The sequence below is a fragment of the Halarchaeum rubridurum genome, assembly GCF_014647115.1.
GTDB lineage: Archaea > Halobacteriota > Halobacteria > Halobacteriales > Halobacteriaceae > Halarchaeum > Halarchaeum rubridurum.
In genome coordinates this window covers 583,469-599,024 of record NZ_BMOO01000001.1, presented here as the reverse complement: position 1 = coordinate 599,024, position 15,556 = coordinate 583,469, and the positions used below count along the sequence as shown (strand labels likewise).

Genomic DNA, 15,556 nt, shown 5'->3' with positions numbered 1-15,556 from the left:
CGGGGCTCCGAGTCGCCCCGGCGCGAAACGCCTACTCCTCGATCGGCTCCGCGAACCCGAAGCGCGGTTTCACGTCCGTCACCTCGACGCGGAGTTCGTCGCCCGCCTCGGCGCCGTCGACGAACAGCGTGAAGCCCTCGACCTTGGCGATGCCGTCGCCCTCCTCGCCGACGTCCGTCACCTCGACGGTGAGTTCGTCGCCGACGCGCACCGGCCCGGTGAGCTTGTTCTTGCCGACGACGTACACCTCGGAGGAGGACTCCCGGGAGGCGTCCGGGCTCGTCGTCCGCGTGAAGGCGAACTCGCGCTCGACGTCCGCCTCGAAGTCGGCGAGGTCCTGCCCCTGGAAGACCTTCACGGCGAAGCTCCCGCCCTCGCCGAGGAGGTCCTCCGCGGTCTCCAACGCCTGGCGCGCGAGGTGGACCGACCGAGCGTGGTCGAGGTTGTACTCCCCGGTCATGTTCGGGGCCATGTCGGAGACGACGACGTCCACGCGGCCGCCGGCGGCCTCGCGGATCGCCGCCTTCGTGTCGTCCTCCGTCATGTCGCCGCGAATCGTCTCGACGGGCGCGTCGCCGCGCTCCACGTCGTCGATGCGCTGGAGGTCGACGCCGATCACGCGCCCGCCCCCGCCGGCTTCCTCCGCGGCGACCTGGAGCCACCCGCCCGGCGCCGCGCCGAGGTCGACCACCGTGTCGCCGCGCTCGATCAGGTCGAACTCCCGGTCGAGCTGTTTCAGCTTGTACGCCGAGCGTGCCCGATACCCCTGCTGTTTCGCCCGGTTGTAGTAGTCGTCCTTACCGGCCATCGTGCTCACCACGTCCCTCGCTTCGCGCCCCGCTGGGCGACGCGTCCGCGTTCATACCCCCGGAAACGGGGCCGAACGGGAAAGGTACGTCGGACGGTCCCCGACCCTCCCCCCGCCCGGTCGCTTAACACCCCGCCGCCCGTGGTCCGCGTATGACGCACATCGGTGTCGTCGGTGCCGGCCCGGCCGCCGCGGCCCTCGCGCACGTCGTCGATGCGGGGACGGACGCGGACGTGACGCTGCTTGAGAAGTCCGGCGGCGTCTGCGGCCGCGCCGCCACCCGTCGTCGCGGCGACGTCACCTACGACTACGGGGCGAACTACCTCCGCGACGACGACGAGCGCGTGAACGACCTCGTCCGCGACGTCCTCGGAACGGCGGGTCTCGCGGACGTCACGGAACCGGTCTACACCTTCGACGCCGACGGCACGGTCTCGCCCGGCCGCGACGACGACCGGCGCAAGTGGTGTTACGCCGAGGGGCTGACGCAGATCGCAAAGCGCCTCCTCGCCGGCACGGACGCGACCGTCCACCGTCACACGCGCGTCGAGACGCTCGCACGGAACGCCGAGGACGAGACGTGGACCGTCGTCGACACCGACGATGGGCGCTGGGGCCCCTTCGACGCCCTCGTCTGCACCCCCCCGGCGCCCCAGACCGCCGCGCTCCTCCGCGAGGCCGACTGGGCGGCCGAGACCCGCGAGACGCTGCACGCCGCGGCCGCCGCCGTCCCCTTCGACCCCATCTACACCGCCGTCCTCCACTACCCCTTCGAGGTGGAGACGCCGTACTACGCGCTCGTGAATCCCGAGAAGGACCACGACGTCGGCTGGATCGCCCGCGAGGAGTGCAAACCCGGCCACGTCCCCGACGGCGAGAGCGTCCTCGTCGTGCAGGCGAACGCCGACTGGAGCGAGGCGCACTTCGACGACCCGCCGAGCGAGAACGCCGCCGCGCTCGCCGACGCCGCCGCGGCCGTCCTCGACGACGACCGGCTCGCCGACCCCGACTGGACGGACACCCAGGGGTGGCGCTACGCCCTCCCGCGCGACGGCGTCGCCGACGCGCCCGTCGCCGCCGCGCGCGAACACGACCTCCACGTCGTCGGCGACTGGGTCGCCGGCGCGCCCCGCCTCCACGCCGCGCTCCGCTGCGGGCTCGACGCCGGCGAGCGACTCGTCGCGCAGTACTGAGGCACCGACCGCGTCGCCCTCTCTCACGCGTGCGCGCGCATCCGGGGGTTTATTGTACGGGCCAGTCCTACCGACGGTCAAGATGTTCAAGGCGATCGTGAGCGCCGACACGCTCCGGGACACGCTCGACTCCGTGAGCGTGCTGGTGGACGAGTGCAAGATCCACCTCAACGACGACGGCATCGAGATTCGCGCCGTCGACCCCGCGAACGTCGGGATGGTGGACCTGACCCTCTCCGCGGACGCCTTCGAGTCCTACGAGGCCGACGGCGGACTCATCGGCGTCGACCTCTCCCGGCTCGAGGACATCGCCGGGATGGCCGACGCCGGCCAGCTCGTCCAGCTCGAACTGGACGAGGAGACCCGGAAGCTCCACATCCAGATCGAGGGCCTCGAATACACCCTCGCGCTCATCGACCCCGACAGTATCCGCCAGGAGCCCGACCTCCCCGACCTCGACCTCCCCGCGCAGGTCGTCGTCGAGGGCGCGGACATCGACCGCGCCGTCCGGGCCGCCGACATGGTCTCCGACCACATCGCGCTCGGCGTCGACGCTGAGAACGAACGCTTCTACGTCGACGCCGAGGGCGACACCGACGACGTCCACCTCGAACTCGAACGCGAGGACCTCATCGACCTCGAGGCCGGCGACGCCCGCTCGCTGTTCAGCCTCGACTACCTCAAGGACATGAACAAGGCGTTCCCCAAGGACGCCGAGGTCACCCTCGAACTCGGCGAGGAGTTCCCCGTCAAGATGCACTTCGACTTCGCCGAAGGCCTCGGCTCCGTCACATTCATGCTAGCTCCACGTATTCAGTCGAATTAGGGCCTGTAACGCCTGTTTAGGGTTCTTCAACTCTCCGTTCGGTTACTCTCGCGGGTCTTCGACGAGTTCGTACAGGCCCTCGTGTACCTTCTCGACGTTCCCGTGTTCGACGAGTCTCGTCAGCCGGTCGCGGACGTACTGGAGGTTGTACCCCGTCTCGGCGGCCGCGTACGGTGCGGTGATTCGTCCCTCTCGCAGCAAGCTCAAGAGCGCCTCGTCGGCGGGAGCGAGGTCTGACGGGTCGAGCATTTATCCACGATACGGTGGCCACTCCTTAGTCTGTGCCGTCCGACCTTGAACAAAATACCTACGCCGTAGAACCTACGCTTTTATATAGGCGGCTGACGAAAACTGTCACGAGCTCGGGACGCCGTCGCGAGAACGGCCGCGTGCTGGAGACACGCGACCCGGGTTCGCAGAGCAGCAAACCCATGCCAACGACTATTCCGCCGTCGGAAAGCGGTATCGCAACGACTCGACCCGCCCGTTCGGCACGACCGCCCCCATCGCTCTATCGCGCGACCGTGGAGGTCGCTCGATGACGTGTCCGTCCTGCGGTGAGGAGTTCGAGCGGCTCGGGATGCACTGGTACCACGGTGCGTGCCCGTACCCGGAGATCGACCGCCGCACGAGAGAGACGGTCATCGGCCTACTGATGGGCGACGCGTCGATTCCGACGACGCCGCACGCGAACAACATCCTTCACGTCCCGATGACGAACCGGACGTTCCTCGAGTGGCTCGACGACGAACTCGGCGTCCTCACGACCGGCGGTGTCACGCTGAAGAAGACCGCGACCGAGCTCGCGGCGAACAACGCAGCGTCGGGGTTCAGCCCGAACGCCGAACCCGAGAACTACCACGACATGTACACGATCTGGACGCGGACGCATCCCTTCTTCACGGAACTCCGCGAGACGTGGTATCCGGGCGGCGAGAAACGCTTCCCCGACGACCTCGAACTCACGCCGACCGTCGCGAAGTTCTGGTACCTCTGTGATGGATTTCTCGACTTCGGTGATTGGGGTCGGCCGAGACTCGGTATCAAGGCGGCTAACGAGACCGAGCGCGCGGCGTTCCTCGAATCTCTCTTCGTCGACGCCGGGTTCTCGCCGACGTTCCAACGGTATCAGATTCGTTTCTCCTGCGACGACACCGAACGCCTCGTCGAGTGGTTGGGCGAGGCGCCGCCTGGGTTCGCGTACAAGTGGGGACTCGACTCGAAGGACGAGTACGACCGGCTGAAACGCACGGCGTACGAGGAACACGCGACGCGAACGCTCACCTGAGCACCGACAGTCCCTCGTACCCGCGCCCCCATCCACGCGTATGCACCGTGCGCACTGGCTCGCGGCCGGCCTCCTCGTCCTCGCCGCGGCCTGCCTCGCCAATCCGCTCTACGTCGCGGCGGTCCCGGAGGCGAACGTCCTCGGGCACGCTTCCCTGAGCGGCGACGCGGCGGCGTTCGCGCCCGACCTCCGCTACCTCGCGCGCCTCGCGCTGAGCGCCTGTGGCGTCCTCGCGCTCGTCTTCGCGCTCGCGTCGCTCTTCGCGGGCGGTCTCCCGATGCCGGACGAGTAGGACCGGACGGCTCTTTCGCGCGCGGCCCCTCCCAGCGCGTATGAGCGACCCCGACTTCCCGGACCCGGACACCGCGTACCCCATCGAGCCGGGGTGTGCGCGCTGTCCCGACCTCGTCGAGGCGCGCGAGTGTATCGCGTGGGGGAACGGCCCCCGCGACGCCGACGTCGTCGCGGTCGGCGAAGCGCCCGGTGCCGGCAACCCGGAGGAGGACCGCTGGCGGGGCGGCAACTGGACGGGAATGGCGTACACGGCGCGCCACTCCGGCAGAATCGTCCGCGAGCTCTTCGCGGACAGCGGCCACACGGACGTCTTCTACACGAACGCGGTGAAGTGCTTCCCGCCCGACGGCGAGGGGTCGAACCGCGAACCGCGGGAGTCGGAGCTCTCACACTGCTTCGCGCACCTCGAAGCCGAACTCGACGCCGTCGATCCGTCGGTGGTCGTCACGACGGGGAAGCACGCGACGCGGGTGCTCTTCGACGCCGCGGGCCGCGACCTCGACTCCTTCCTCGATTCGGTGCTGGAGCCCGTCTCCTGTCCCTCGCTCGGGGCGACGGTGCTCCCGGTGCTCCATCCCGCCTACCAGCACATGTGGCTCTCGCGGCTCGGCTACGACTACGACGAGTACGCGGCGGAACTCGGGACGCTACTCGAGGAGTACCGCTAGGCGAGGACGGTCTCGCCGGCCGTCACGCGCTCGCCGACGTCGACGCGCACGTCCGCCGCGTCGTACTCGGGGGGGAGGAGGATGTCGACGCGCGAGCCGAAGGAGATGTGGCCGACGCGCTCGCCGCGCGCGACGGTGTCGCCGGGTTCGACGGACGGGTGGATGCGGCGCGCGAACGCGCCCGCGATGAGGTCGAGTTCGTAGCTGTCGGTGGTGATGCGGACGCGCTCGTTCCGTTCCGACTCCTTCGAGAACGCGGGTCGGTGCGCGCCGGGGCGGTGGTCGACGGACGCGACGACGCCGGCGAGCGGCGCGCGGTTCACGTGGACGTCGGTGACGTTCATGAAGACGCCGACGCGGACGCGGCCGTCCTCGGTGCGGAGGACGCTCACGCGGCCGTCGGCGGGCGCGAGGACGCCCGACTCGGGGACCTCGCGCTCGGGGTCGCGGTGGAACCAGAGGGCGAAACAGCCCAGCGCAGCGCAGGCGAGGCCGGCGGGCGCGAAGACGAACAACAGGGGGACGGCGAGGGCGAGCGGCGGGACCGCGTACCGCCGCGCGCCGGGCGCGAGACGCATAGCGAGTGGTGTGGCTTGCCGCGCCAACCCTCTTGCGGTCCCGCCGGACCGGGCGCTTTATCGGCGTCCGCCCCCACCCACGTTTCGTATGGAACACCGCCACGCCCGGTATCCCTTCCTCGGTGACGCCCGTCGCGCCGTCCAGGAGGCGGGCGTGGACCTCGTCGAGGTCGTCCGCGAGGAGGACGCCGTCGTCGAGCGCGCGACCGAGCGCGTCACGAGCGCCATCGCCGACCGCGACGTCGGCGAGTCGGTCGCGTCCGACCGCGTCGAACTCCTCTCGTATCCGGTCGCGCGCGTCGTCGTCTCGCTCGTCGACGAGAACGTCTGCACACGCTACTACGCGGAGGCCGAAGCGTCGCGCGCGGCCGAGCGCTTCCGCGAGGACTTCGGGCGCCAGGACGGGCGCGCTGCCATCACGCGCGCCGCGCTCCTCCGCGAGTTCGACCTCGGCGACGCCGTCACGCCCCAGCGCGACGGCGGGTTTCACGTCGGCGTCGCCGCCTACCTCCGCTACGCGTCGTCGCTGCGGGGCGACGAGTGGCGGCTCGTCAACCGCGCGCTCGACGCCGGCGACGTGCCCGTGAGCGAACCCGAACTCGACGACCTCCTCCGCGAAGCCGTCGAGGAGCGCGTGAAGGACGGCCTCCCCCTGAGCGTCCCGGACGCGATTGGCGACGCGCTCGACGAGCCGGTCGCGTCGATCCGCGAGACGCTCGCGGACCTCGACCTCACCCGGGAGATCGACACCGTCGTCCCCGACCTCTTCCCGCCCTGCATGCAGCACTTGCTCGACGCCGTCCAGCGCGGCGACCACCTCGCCCACCACTCCCGGTTCGCCCTCACGGCCTTCCTCGGGAACATCGGGCTCTCGACGGACGAGATCGTCGAGCTCTACGAGGTGAACCCGGGGTTCGGCGAGGAGATGACGCGCTATCAGACCGACCACATCAAGGGCGAGTCGAGCCCGACGGAGTACACCGCGCCGTCGTGTGCGACGATGCAGGCCTACGGGGACTGCGTGAACCCGGACGCGCTCTGTGAGCACATCAGCCACCCGCTCGGCTACTACGAGGCGAAGATCGACGACGCCGACGAGGAGGAGTTGGAGGACTGGCGAGAAGAGCGCGAGGCCGAGTAAAACGAGGGCTCGCGGCTAGCGGACGGCGCGAGTCCGCCGATGTCGATGGTCCGCGTGACGCGGCCGTTCAGTCCTGTTTCGTCGAGAGGTAGTAGCCCGCGCCGGCCATCACGAGGATGAAGGCGACGATGGCGGCGACGACGGCGTACGCCCCGCTCTCGGTGAGACCCGCGGTGCTCACCTCGCCGCCGAGGACGACGACGGCGACGAAGACCGCGACGGCGAAGAGCGTGATTCCCGCCTCGACAGCGGTGTCGCGTTGCATGTACATACACCGTGTTCCCGGAGTGCGCGCAAAAGCGTGGCGGTCCGCCCTCGGACGAACTGCCGGTCTCCGTCGTCACACGGGCCGGTGATGGCCTTTTAGCGCTTCGTCCCCTCCTACTCGTATGGTGTCTACGAAACCCACCAGCACCACGCATTCGCGGCTCGCGCCCCTCGCGCCGGGTGGTCCGACGGACAGTCGGGTGGCCCGCGCGCGCAGCGAACCGATGGCGGTCGTCGCGCTCGGCGACGGCCGCTACGACGTCGTCGTCCGCGGCGGCGCGGCCTACACGGTCGCCCTCGACGCCGGGACGTGCACCTGTCCCGACCACGCCTATCGGGGGCGGCGCTGCAAACACCTCCGTCGCGTCGCCATCGACGTCACCGCGGGCCGCGTCCCCGCGCCCGGCGAGCGCGACGCCGCGTGCGCCGACTGCGGCGCGCCGACCTTCGCCGACGCGGACGCTCCCGACCCGGTCTACTGCGACGACTGCACGCCCGACCCGGGGGCCGTCGTCCGCGACCGCGAGCGCGGCGACGTCCTCGTCGTCGTGGAGACGCTGTCGGCGCGGGCGCGCGACGTCGCCGTCGGCGACCACACCGTCGCCACCCACCCGACGAACGACGGCTACGACCCCGCCGATGCCGTCGTCGAGGCGCTCTATCCGCGTCGGAACTCGACGCCGACCCCGGAGCCCGAACGCCTCCGCGAGCGCGGCGTCCGAACGTACGCCTTCCCGCGCGGACGCCTCGAACGCCTCGGGTAGCGACACCGATTCGGCCGATTACGAGAGCATCTCGGTCGCTTCCTCGACGCTCAGCACGCCCTGCGCGACGGCCTGGAGGACGCCCTCGACGTCGCTATCGCTGTCGTCGGCCTCGCCCACGGCCTTCAGGTCGGGAATCGTCTCGCCGTCCGCGAGCGCCGTCTCCTTTTTCACGCGGTAGTTCCCGCCGTCCGTGACGTGGAGGTCGCTCGGGTGGAAGAAGTACCAGTCCTCGCGGTCGAAGCGGACGCCGATCTTCGGCCGCGCGCCGAAGCTCTGCGAGAAGTAGACGAGGGCCTCGACCTCCTCGCCGGTGAGGTAGATGGGGTCGCCGGCGGAGGACTTCGCCTCGACGGCGTAGAAGACGTCGCCGTCGCCCGCGAGGACGTCCGGGAGTTCGCGCGTCGTCGCGGCCCCCGAGGCGGGCGCGCGCATCACCGCGAAGCCGGCCTCGTCGAGGCGGTTGACGAGTTCGCGCTCGCGGCGGTCGCCCTTCTCGTTTCGCACCATACCGCTACTCCCCGCCCGGCGGGGATAAACCGGGCGATGCGACCGGAAGTGGGGGAGTTAATCCGCCGGCCGCCGAACGCACGCGGCGTGAGCGACAGTCACGACGACGAGCCGGAGGTCCCGGCGAGCGAGGACTCCGCGCCGGCGGGCGCGTCCAGCACGGACATCCTCGCGCGCCAGATTCGCTCCGGGCTGAACGAACTGGAGCGCCCCGCGGACGGCCTCCTGCTCTCCGGACTCTCCGCCGGCCTCGACATCGGCTTCGGCCCGCTGTTCATGGGCGTCGTCCTCACGCTGACCGCCGGCCTCTACGACCACGCCGTCCGGACGTTCCTGATAGCCAACGCCTACGCCATCGGGTTCGTCTTCGTCGTCCTCGGGCGCTCCGAGCTCTTCACGGAGCACACGACGCTCGCCGTCCTCCCCGTCCTCGACCGGCGCGCGTCGCTCGGCGCGCTCGCGCGGCTCTGGGGGCTCGTCTACGCCGGGAACGTCGTCGGCGCGAGCGTCTTCGCGACCGCGATGGTGTGGCTCGCCCCCGCCTACGGCATCGTCGAGCGCTCCGCGTTCGTCGAGCTCGCCGCGCCGCTCCTCGCGCACGGCCCGTTCGAGGTGTTCGCGGGCGCCATCCTCGCCGGCTGGCTCATGGGCCTGCTCTCGTGGCTCGTCGCGGGCGCGGACAGCACGATGGCGCGCTTCGCCGTCGTCTGGCTCGTCACCGCTGCCATCGGCCTCGCGCACCTCCCGCACTCCATCGCCGGGACCGCCGAGGTCCTCGGCGGCGTCCTCGTCGCCGACGCCTACCCACTCACCGCCTTCGCGCGCTTCCTCGTCGTCGCCACCGCCGGGAACGTCCTCGGCGGCACCGTCTTCGTCGCCCTCCTCAAGTACGGCCACGTCGTCCGCGGCGGCGAGTGATCACACGAATAACCCAGCTGGTGTATCACAACGGCTAACTCGTTTCACGCCCCTAACCACACGGTGAGATGGCGACCGACCCGGATACTGGCGGCGAACCGGAGCACGTCGGCGAATGCGAGGAGTGCGGACGCGTCTACCCCGTACAGGTTGACAACGACGGCGACCTCCGACCTATCGGGACGAGCGGGACGTGCGTCTGCGGCAGCGCCGCCTTCGTCGCGCTCTCGCCCGACTGACCGACGCCTTCCGTCCGTCGTTCGTTCCCGCGGTCTCGAAACCGGAGACGAGTATTTCCGGGTGGCTACCCAAGTGTACCCGTGACGTTCTTCGTTCCGTTCGACGGGTCGGAGCTCTCGCGCACCGCGCTCGTCCGCGCCGTCGAGTTCGCCGACGTCTTCGAGGAGCGCGTCGTCGCCGCGTCCGTCGTCCCGGCCGGAAACCGAGAGTACGCCCGGGAGCGCGGCTGGCTCCACCACGACGAGTCCTTCGAACTCTCCCGCGTCGTCGCCAGACTCCACGAACAGGTCGCCTCGATAGCCCCCGCCGCCGACTTCGAGCACGTCACGGTCGGGCGCTTTGCCCCCTCCGGCACCATCGCCGGCGAACTCCGCGACCTCGCCCGCGAAGAGGACGCCTCCATCGTCTTCATCGGTAGCGAGAACGCCGGCGGCCTCTCCTCCACGCTCGGGAGCGTCGGGGCCTCCGTCGCCGCCGAGGACGCCTACGACGTCCACATCGTCCAGAACGGCGCGCCCTCGAAGGTCTCGATGCTCACCGACGAATCGCCCGACACGCGCGAGAAATCCGACTTCTACCTCCCGTAGCCGCGGCGCTCGGCTGTCACCGTTGCTCGCGGGGCGCGTCCCTTCCCGCTCGCCTACTGGTGGCGCCCTCGCTGACGCTCGGTTGCCACCTCCGTCTCACGGCTGGCGCCGTTCGCATCTCCCGCGACCCCTCGCTGGCGCTCGGGCTCGCGCTCGCTCGCGCTTTCAGCGCTCGCGTGTTCGGCGAACTCTGCGAGTTCGCCTACGTCGCTCGCGGGTCGTTCTTCCCCGCTCGCGTGTTCGGCGGACGCTTCGCGTCCGCCTACGTCCCGTGGCGCCAGGACCCCATGTACTCCTCTTGTTGCGTCGAGAGCACGTCGTGCTCGATGCCTTCCGCGTCCAGTTTCGTCTCCGCGACCTCGCGGTCGAGTTCGTCCGGCACGCCGTGGAGGCCGGCGTCGTACTCGTCACCGCGCTCGGCGAGCTCGCGGACGCAGACCGCCTGCACGCCGAAGGACTGGTCCATGACCTCGACGGGGTGGCCGAGCGCCACGGGAGAGGCGAGGTTGACGAGGCGGCCCTCCGCGAGGACGTTCACCCGACTGCCGTCGTGGAGTTCGTATTCGCGGACGCCCTCGCGCGCTTCGCGCTCGTTCACGGCGAGCTCGGAGAGCTGATCGAGGTTGATCTCGACGTCGAAGTGCCCGGCGTTCGCCAGCACGACGCCGTCCTGCATGACCTCGAAGTGCTTCTCCGTGATGACGTCGCGGTTGCCCGTCGTCGTCACGAAGACGTCGCCGACCTTCGCGGCCTCGTCCATCGGCATGACCTCGTAGCCCTCCATGTGGGCCTCTAAGGCGCGCCGCGAGTCGACCTCGGTGACGACGACGTTCGCGTTCTGCCCGGCGGCCTTCTTGGCGACGCCGCGCCCGCAGTAGCCGTAGCCGGAGACGACGACCGTCTTGCCGGCCCACGAGAGGTTCGTCGTCATGGCGATGTTCGCGAGCGCGGACTCCCCGGTGCCGTGCACGTTGTCGAAGAGGTGCTTCATCGGGGTGTCGTTCACGTTGAACATCGGGTACTCAAGCGCGCCCTCCTGGTCCATCGCGCGGAGGCGGTGGACGCCGGTCGTCGTCTCCTCCGTGCCGCCGACGATGTCCTCGATGAGCTCGGGGTACTCCTGGTGGATGCGGAAGACGAGGTCGCCGCCGTCGTCCACGGTGATCGTCGGTTCGTGGGCGATGACGGCGTCCATCGCCTCGTAGTACGCCTCGTCGTCGACGCCGCGCTTCGCGTACGACGTGATGTTCTCGTGCGCGTCGAGCGCCGCGCTCACGTCGTCGTGCGTCGAGAGGGGGTTGCAGCCCGTGACGGCGACCTCGGCGCCCGCGTCGGCGAGCGTCTCGACGAGGACCGCGGTCTTCGCCTCGACGTGGAGCGCCATCCCGACGCGGTGGTCGGCGAGGGGTTCGCCCGCCTCGAACTGCTCGCGGAGCGCCGTGAGAATGGGCATGTGTTCGAGCGCCCAGTCCATCTTGCGGCGACCCTCCTCGACGTGCTCGTCGACGTCGTCGAGGCGGTCGCTGATAGGTGCGGCCGTGTCCATACGTGTGCGTCGATGGGACGGGTGGAAAACGCTTCGGATACCGCGTGTCGCCGCCGCACCCGCCCATCCCGGCGGTGCGGCGGCCCCGTCGATGGCTCCGATGGCTCGTCCGCCCGCGCGGAGACACCCCCTCTCCCGCAGGCGTCGTGACCTCCGTCCGCCGGCGGAAGAAGACCCCTGGCCGTTCCCTAACCAGTCACGCGCGGAGCACCGGCGACGGCGGCGGGACGGGACGCGCCTCGCGCGCTCCCACCCCGTCCCCTCCGTCCGCGTCTACTCCGCTCGTGCGACGTCTACTTCGCTTGTGCGACGTTTACTCCGCCCGCGCGACGAGGTCACGCGCGTGCTCGGCGGCGCGCTCGCGCACCGCGTCCTCGTCGAGCGTCCGCACCTCGCCGTCGCGCACGAGCACCTCGCCGTCGCAGACCGTGTGCCGGACGTCGCTCCCGCGCGTCGCGTACGCGAGGTTCGACACCGCGTCGTGCGTCGGCGTCAGGTGCGCGGCCTCGAAGTCCACGACCGCGAGGTCAGCCTTCCGGCCGGCCGCGATCCGGCCTGCGTCGAACCCGAGCGCGTCCGCGCCGCCCGCCGTCGCCATCTCCACGACCGCTTCCGCGGGCACCGCGCTCGCGTCGTTCGCCGCGTGCTTGCCGAGCATCGCTGCGTCGCGCATCTCGTCGAAGAGGTCGAGGTCGTTGTTCGAGGCCGCGCCGTCCGTCCCGAGCGCCACCGTCACGCCCGCCTCGCGGTAGGCCGGGACCGGCGCCGCGCCCGACGCGAGCTTCATGTTCGACGCCGGGCAGTGCACCACCGCCGTCCCGCGCTCCGCGAGCAGGTCGACCTCCGTCGCGTCGCTGTGCACGCCGTGTGCGAGGAAGTCCGACTCGCCCAGCATCCCGAGGCCGTCCGCGTATTCGAGCGGGCGCTCGTCGCGCTCCGCGACGATGGGCTCGACTTCGTCCGCGGTCTCGTTCGCGTGGTAGTGCAGCGGCACGCCGGCTTCGCGGGCCTCCGGGACGTACTCCCGGAGGCGGTCCTCGTCGACCGTCGTGAGGCTGTGGGGGGTGTACATCGTCCGCACGCGCCCGTCCGCGTAGCCGTCGTACTCGCGGGCGAACGAGAGGCTCTCCTCGTGGTCGGCACGCGCCGCGTCCTCGTCTTTCCCGACGCCGACGACGCCGTGGCCGAGTCGCGCGCGCAGGCCCGCCTCGGCCACCGCCTCGGCCACCTCGCCCATCGAGAAGTACATATCCGCGAACGCGGTCGTCCCCGACTTCAGCAGTTCGACGAGCGCGAGCTCCGTCCCCGCGCGGATGTCGGCGTCGGTCAGCTCGGCCTCGACCGGCCAGACGTCCTCGCGGAGCCAGCTCTCCAAGGGTTTGTCGTCCGCGTACCCGCGGAGGAGCGTCATCGCCGCGTGGCAGTGCGCGTTCACGAGCCCGGGCATCACCAGACAGCCCTCGGCGTCCAGCGTCTCGTCGCCCGACCCGACGTCGCCCACCGCGACGATTTCGCCCGACGTGTCGTCCACGAGCACGTCGTCCGTCGTCACCGAGAAATCCGGGTGAAGGACGCGACCGCCCGCGATACGGAGCGTGGTCATACCCGTCACTTCGGGCGGCGTCGCGTCAATCCGTCGGTTTCGCGCCCCCGCCCGTCGCGCCCTCGTGCACTCCCGCCGCCCCCACCGCTAACCCTTAGGTCTCTCCCTGCCACGTGTTCGCATGAAGATCGCCGTTCCGAACAAGGGCCGCCTGCACGACCCGACGCTCGACCTCCTCGACCGCGCCGGCCTCGCCGTCGAGGCCGGGGCCGACCGCCAGCTCTACGCCGACACCGTCGACCCCGACGTGAGCGTGCTGTTCGCCCGCGCCGCCGACATCCCCGAGTACGTCGCCGACGGCGCCGCGGACCTCGGCATCACGGGCTACGACCAGCACCGCGAGTCCCGCGTCGACGGCGTCAGCGACCTCCTCGACCTCGAATACGGTTCCTGCCGGCTCGTCCTCGCCGCCCCCGAGGACGGCGGCCTCACCGTCCCCGCCGACCTCGACGGCCGCACCGTCGCCACCGAATTCCCGAACGTCACGCGCGACTACTTCGAGGAGGCGGGCATCGACGTCGACGTCGTCGAGGTGACGGGCGCGACCGAACTCACCCCGCACGTCGAGATGGCGGACGCCATCGTCGACATCACCTCGACGGGCACCACCCTCCGCGTGAACCACCTCGCGGTCGTCGACGACGTCCTCGACTCCTCCGTCCGACTCTTCGCCCGCGACGACGTCGCCGACGACCCGGACGTCGAGCGCGTCGTCACCGCGCTCCGCTCCGTCCTCGACGCCGCCGGCAAGCGCTACGTGATGTTGAACGTCGACACCGCCGACCTCGACGCCGTCGAGGACGTCCTCCCGGGGATGGGCGGCCCGACCGTCATGGACGTCGAGGGCGAGGACAGCGTCGCCGTCCATGCCGTCGTCGACGAACGGGACGTCTTCGCCACCGTCGCCGACCTCAAGGAGGTCGGGGCACGCGACGTCCTCGTCACCGAGATCGAGCGGTTGGTCGAGTGAGGCGACAGTTTGTCGCGCGCCAGTTCCGCTGACGCTGACAAAAGCCTGCACGCCTCTTGGTGTCTGCGGGCGACTACATCGTCTCCCCCGCGGTCGGCGCTTCGCTCCCCTGGACTCCGATCCACTCGTCGCGCGGACGCCGTGTCCGTCGGCCCCGCCTTGTCGACGTCAGTCCCGGAACTGCTTCCGGACGCGCTCGCCGAGTTCGGCGGCCTTCGCGGGGACGAACCAGAGGAGCGCCCCGGCGAGCGCCGCGCCGACGAGCGCGACGGCGTGCGCGCGCAGGCCCGCGGCGTCGCCGCTCAAATAGACGACGGCGGCGGCGAGGCCGAAGCCGAGCCAGACGAGGCCGAAGCGGTCGTCGAGCCGGTCGGTGACGACGCCCGCGAACACGACGAGGCAGGCGACGCCGAACGCGGCGGCGAGTGGCGCGCTCGGCGCGACGACGACGCTCAGCCCCGCGAGGCCGAGGGCGACGACGACCATCAGGGCGCTCGACCGGAACACCTGCTGGCGGTAGGAGGGCGGCATGTTCGCCAGTACTCGTTTCTCCCTCAAAACGTCGCTGCCGAATGTCTGGCCTTGCAACCGACTAGTCGGGAGCGAAAACCACGCGAACGAGCGTCCGCAAACCGAGCGGTTCGGAGAACCCGGTAGGTTCGCGGTTCACTCGCCCGGAGGGCGAGGCCGGCGAGGGGGCGACGCCCCCGACGACGGCTTTTGGCCGAGCTTTTGCTCGGGCCGGCTTCGCCGGCCCACAGCAAACGGTCGTTTTACTCGAGCAGGCCGAGCTCTTCGAGCCGGGAGACGATCTTGTCGACGGCCTTCTCGGCGTCCTCGGGCTCCTTCCCGCCGGTGATGACGAGCTTGCCGGAGCCGAAGAGGAGCGCGACGACCTCGGGGCCGTCGAGCCGATAGACGAGACCGGGGAACTGCTCGGGCTCGTACTCGATGTTCTCGAGGCCGAGGCCGATGGCGATGGCGTTGAGGTTGAGCTGGTGACCCAAGTCGGCGCTCGTGACGATGTTCTGGACGACGATTTCGGGTTCGTCCTCGACTTTGATGTCGAGCTCGCGGAGCTTATCGAAGACGATGCGGAGGGACTCGTGGACGTCCTCGGTGCTCTTCGCGCCGGTACAGACGATCTTGCCGGAGCGGAAGATGAGCGCGGCGCTCTTGGGGTTCTGCGTGCGATAGACGAGGCCGGGGAACTGCTCGGGATCGTAGTCCGCCCCTTCGAGGTCCATCGCCACGGACTGGAGGTCGAGCTCCTGTCCGATGCCCGTCGACGCGACCACGTTTTCAATGTTGATGGTTTCCTTCGGGTCGGTCATCCTTCGTCTTTAAGTCGTATT

Annotated in this window: 20 protein-coding genes; 11 read left to right on the top strand and 9 right to left on the bottom strand. The window is 70.2% G+C overall.

Annotation, left to right across the window (positions count from 1 at the left end; all coding sequences use genetic code 11):
* Positions 1 to 31: 31 nt before the first annotated feature.
* Complete coding sequence (locus IEX84_RS03285; protein ID WP_188869759.1) at positions 32 to 808, bottom strand: 23S rRNA (uridine(2552)-2'-O)-methyltransferase; 777 nt, start codon at positions 806 to 808, stop codon at positions 32 to 34.
* A 152-nt stretch (positions 809 to 960) separates the two neighbouring features.
* Here IEX84_RS03285 and IEX84_RS03280 point away from each other — a divergent pair, with 152 nt between their 5' ends.
* Together IEX84_RS03280 and IEX84_RS03275 are read left to right on the top strand one after the other, a co-directional pair.
* Positions 961 to 2,001, top strand: coding sequence for an NAD(P)/FAD-dependent oxidoreductase (locus IEX84_RS03280; RefSeq protein ID WP_188869757.1), 1,041 nt, complete (start codon positions 961 to 963; stop codon positions 1,999 to 2,001).
* Positions 2,002 to 2,083: 82 nt separating this feature from the next.
* Positions 2,084 to 2,827, top strand: a complete 744-nt coding sequence (locus IEX84_RS03275; protein ID WP_188869755.1) for a DNA polymerase sliding clamp — start codon at positions 2,084 to 2,086, stop codon at positions 2,825 to 2,827.
* A gap of 42 nt (positions 2,828 to 2,869) precedes the next feature.
* Here IEX84_RS03275 and IEX84_RS03270 read toward each other — a convergent pair whose 3' ends face one another.
* Positions 2,870 to 3,076, bottom strand: a complete 207-nt coding sequence (locus IEX84_RS03270; RefSeq protein WP_188869753.1) for a MarR family transcriptional regulator — start codon at positions 3,074 to 3,076, stop codon at positions 2,870 to 2,872.
* 289 nt (positions 3,077 to 3,365) lie between these two features.
* On the opposite strand from IEX84_RS03270, the gene IEX84_RS03265 reads away from it, so the two are divergent.
* The 3 genes from IEX84_RS03265 to IEX84_RS03255 are packed head-to-tail and all read left to right on the top strand — an operon-like array spanning position 3,366 to position 5,077.
* A complete protein-coding gene (locus tag IEX84_RS03265) occupies positions 3,366 to 4,115 on the top strand; it encodes a hypothetical protein (protein ID WP_188869751.1) in 750 nt (249 codons plus the stop codon).
* 40 nt (positions 4,116 to 4,155) lie between these two features.
* Positions 4,156 to 4,407: a hypothetical protein gene (locus tag IEX84_RS03260; protein ID WP_188869749.1), complete on the top strand. Its 252-nt coding sequence runs from the start codon at positions 4,156 to 4,158 to the stop codon at positions 4,405 to 4,407.
* Positions 4,408 to 4,447: 40 nt separating this feature from the next.
* On the top strand, positions 4,448 to 5,077 hold the full coding sequence (locus tag IEX84_RS03255; RefSeq protein WP_188869747.1) for a uracil-DNA glycosylase: 630 nt from the start codon (positions 4,448 to 4,450) through the stop codon (positions 5,075 to 5,077).
* Here the strand turns inward: IEX84_RS03255 and IEX84_RS03250 are convergent.
* Positions 5,074 to 5,655: a protein sorting system archaetidylserine decarboxylase gene (locus IEX84_RS03250; protein ID WP_188869745.1), complete on the bottom strand. Its 582-nt coding sequence runs from the start codon at positions 5,653 to 5,655 to the stop codon at positions 5,074 to 5,076. The two genes, IEX84_RS03255 and IEX84_RS03250, sit on opposite strands and share 4 nt — an antisense overlap.
* A gap of 88 nt (positions 5,656 to 5,743) precedes the next feature.
* Between IEX84_RS03250 and priL the strand changes: the two genes are divergently transcribed.
* Entirely contained in the window at positions 5,744 to 6,796 is a 1,053-nt protein-coding gene (gene priL / locus IEX84_RS03245; RefSeq protein ID WP_188869743.1) for a DNA primase regulatory subunit PriL, read from the top strand.
* Positions 6,797 to 6,863: 67 nt separating this feature from the next.
* Here the strand turns inward: priL and IEX84_RS03240 are convergent, their stop codons facing one another.
* Complete coding sequence (locus IEX84_RS03240) at positions 6,864 to 7,067, bottom strand: DUF7472 family protein (protein WP_188869741.1); 204 nt, start codon at positions 7,065 to 7,067, stop codon at positions 6,864 to 6,866.
* Positions 7,068 to 7,263: 196 nt separating this feature from the next.
* On the opposite strand from IEX84_RS03240, the gene IEX84_RS03235 reads away from it, so the two are divergent.
* Positions 7,264 to 7,827: an SWIM zinc finger family protein gene (locus IEX84_RS03235; RefSeq protein WP_229732290.1), complete on the top strand. Its 564-nt coding sequence runs from the start codon at positions 7,264 to 7,266 to the stop codon at positions 7,825 to 7,827.
* A gap of 18 nt (positions 7,828 to 7,845) precedes the next feature.
* Here IEX84_RS03235 and hjc read toward each other — a convergent pair whose 3' ends face one another.
* Entirely contained in the window at positions 7,846 to 8,337 is a 492-nt protein-coding gene (gene hjc, locus IEX84_RS03230; RefSeq protein WP_209590280.1) for a Holliday junction resolvase Hjc, read from the bottom strand.
* Positions 8,338 to 8,424: 87 nt separating this feature from the next.
* On the opposite strand from hjc, the gene IEX84_RS03225 reads away from it, so the two are divergent.
* The 3 genes from IEX84_RS03225 (at position 8,425) to IEX84_RS03215 (ending at position 10,082) form a co-directional block, all read left to right on the top strand.
* Entirely contained in the window at positions 8,425 to 9,255 is an 831-nt protein-coding gene (locus IEX84_RS03225; RefSeq protein ID WP_229732289.1) for a formate/nitrite transporter family protein, read from the top strand.
* A 68-nt stretch (positions 9,256 to 9,323) separates the two neighbouring features.
* Positions 9,324 to 9,494, top strand: a complete 171-nt coding sequence (locus tag IEX84_RS03220) for a hypothetical protein (RefSeq protein ID WP_188869735.1) — start codon at positions 9,324 to 9,326, stop codon at positions 9,492 to 9,494.
* Positions 9,495 to 9,575: 81 nt separating this feature from the next.
* On the top strand, positions 9,576 to 10,082 hold the full coding sequence (locus IEX84_RS03215) for a universal stress protein (protein ID WP_188869733.1): 507 nt from the start codon (positions 9,576 to 9,578) through the stop codon (positions 10,080 to 10,082).
* Positions 10,083 to 10,344: 262 nt separating this feature from the next.
* Here the strand turns inward: IEX84_RS03215 and IEX84_RS03210 are convergent, their stop codons facing one another.
* Both IEX84_RS03210 and IEX84_RS03205 read right to left on the bottom strand, forming a co-directional pair.
* Positions 10,345 to 11,628 carry an adenosylhomocysteinase gene (locus IEX84_RS03210; protein WP_188869731.1) on the bottom strand — a complete coding sequence of 428 codons (1,284 nt, stop codon included), beginning with the start codon at positions 11,626 to 11,628 and terminating at the stop codon, positions 10,345 to 10,347.
* A gap of 313 nt (positions 11,629 to 11,941) precedes the next feature.
* Complete coding sequence (locus tag IEX84_RS03205; protein ID WP_188869729.1) at positions 11,942 to 13,231, bottom strand: amidohydrolase; 1,290 nt, start codon at positions 13,229 to 13,231, stop codon at positions 11,942 to 11,944.
* A 121-nt stretch (positions 13,232 to 13,352) separates the two neighbouring features.
* Between IEX84_RS03205 and hisG the strand changes: the two genes are divergently transcribed.
* Positions 13,353 to 14,201, top strand: a complete 849-nt coding sequence (gene hisG / locus IEX84_RS03200; RefSeq protein WP_188869727.1) for an ATP phosphoribosyltransferase — start codon at positions 13,353 to 13,355, stop codon at positions 14,199 to 14,201.
* A 168-nt stretch (positions 14,202 to 14,369) separates the two neighbouring features.
* Here hisG and IEX84_RS03195 read toward each other — a convergent pair whose 3' ends face one another.
* A complete protein-coding gene (locus IEX84_RS03195) occupies positions 14,370 to 14,732 on the bottom strand; it encodes a hypothetical protein (protein ID WP_188869725.1) in 363 nt (120 codons plus the stop codon).
* Positions 14,733 to 14,974: 242 nt separating this feature from the next.
* A complete protein-coding gene (locus tag IEX84_RS03190) occupies positions 14,975 to 15,535 on the bottom strand; it encodes a TATA-box-binding protein (protein WP_021779984.1) in 561 nt (186 codons plus the stop codon).
* Positions 15,536 to 15,556 lie beyond the last annotated feature (21 nt).

Coding starts and splice junctions, on each gene's coding strand:
- IEX84_RS03285 (WP_188869759.1), bottom strand. CDS start 808: ATGGCCGGTAAGGACGACTACTACAACCGGGCGAAACAGCAGGGGTAT.
- IEX84_RS03280 (WP_188869757.1), top strand. CDS start 961: ATGACGCACATCGGTGTCGTCGGTGCCGGCCCGGCCGCCGCGGCCCTC.
- IEX84_RS03275 (WP_188869755.1), top strand. CDS start 2,084: ATGTTCAAGGCGATCGTGAGCGCCGACACGCTCCGGGACACGCTCGAC.
- IEX84_RS03270 (WP_188869753.1), bottom strand. CDS start 3,076: ATGCTCGACCCGTCAGACCTCGCTCCCGCCGACGAGGCGCTCTTGAGC.
- IEX84_RS03265 (WP_188869751.1), top strand. CDS start 3,366: ATGACGTGTCCGTCCTGCGGTGAGGAGTTCGAGCGGCTCGGGATGCAC.
- IEX84_RS03260 (WP_188869749.1), top strand. CDS start 4,156: ATGCACCGTGCGCACTGGCTCGCGGCCGGCCTCCTCGTCCTCGCCGCG.
- IEX84_RS03255 (WP_188869747.1), top strand. CDS start 4,448: ATGAGCGACCCCGACTTCCCGGACCCGGACACCGCGTACCCCATCGAG.
- IEX84_RS03250 (WP_188869745.1), bottom strand. CDS start 5,655: ATGCGTCTCGCGCCCGGCGCGCGGCGGTACGCGGTCCCGCCGCTCGCC.
- priL (WP_188869743.1), top strand. CDS start 5,744: ATGGAACACCGCCACGCCCGGTATCCCTTCCTCGGTGACGCCCGTCGC.
- IEX84_RS03240 (WP_188869741.1), bottom strand. CDS start 7,067: ATGTACATGCAACGCGACACCGCTGTCGAGGCGGGAATCACGCTCTTC.
- hjc (WP_209590280.1), bottom strand. CDS start 8,337: ATGGTGCGAAACGAGAAGGGCGACCGCCGCGAGCGCGAACTCGTCAAC.
- IEX84_RS03220 (WP_188869735.1), top strand. CDS start 9,324: ATGGCGACCGACCCGGATACTGGCGGCGAACCGGAGCACGTCGGCGAA.
- IEX84_RS03210 (WP_188869731.1), bottom strand. CDS start 11,628: ATGGACACGGCCGCACCTATCAGCGACCGCCTCGACGACGTCGACGAG.
- IEX84_RS03205 (WP_188869729.1), bottom strand. CDS start 13,231: ATGACCACGCTCCGTATCGCGGGCGGTCGCGTCCTTCACCCGGATTTC.
- hisG (WP_188869727.1), top strand. CDS start 13,353: ATGAAGATCGCCGTTCCGAACAAGGGCCGCCTGCACGACCCGACGCTC.
- IEX84_RS03195 (WP_188869725.1), bottom strand. CDS start 14,732: ATGCCGCCCTCCTACCGCCAGCAGGTGTTCCGGTCGAGCGCCCTGATG.
- IEX84_RS03190 (WP_021779984.1), bottom strand. CDS start 15,535: ATGACCGACCCGAAGGAAACCATCAACATTGAAAACGTGGTCGCGTCG.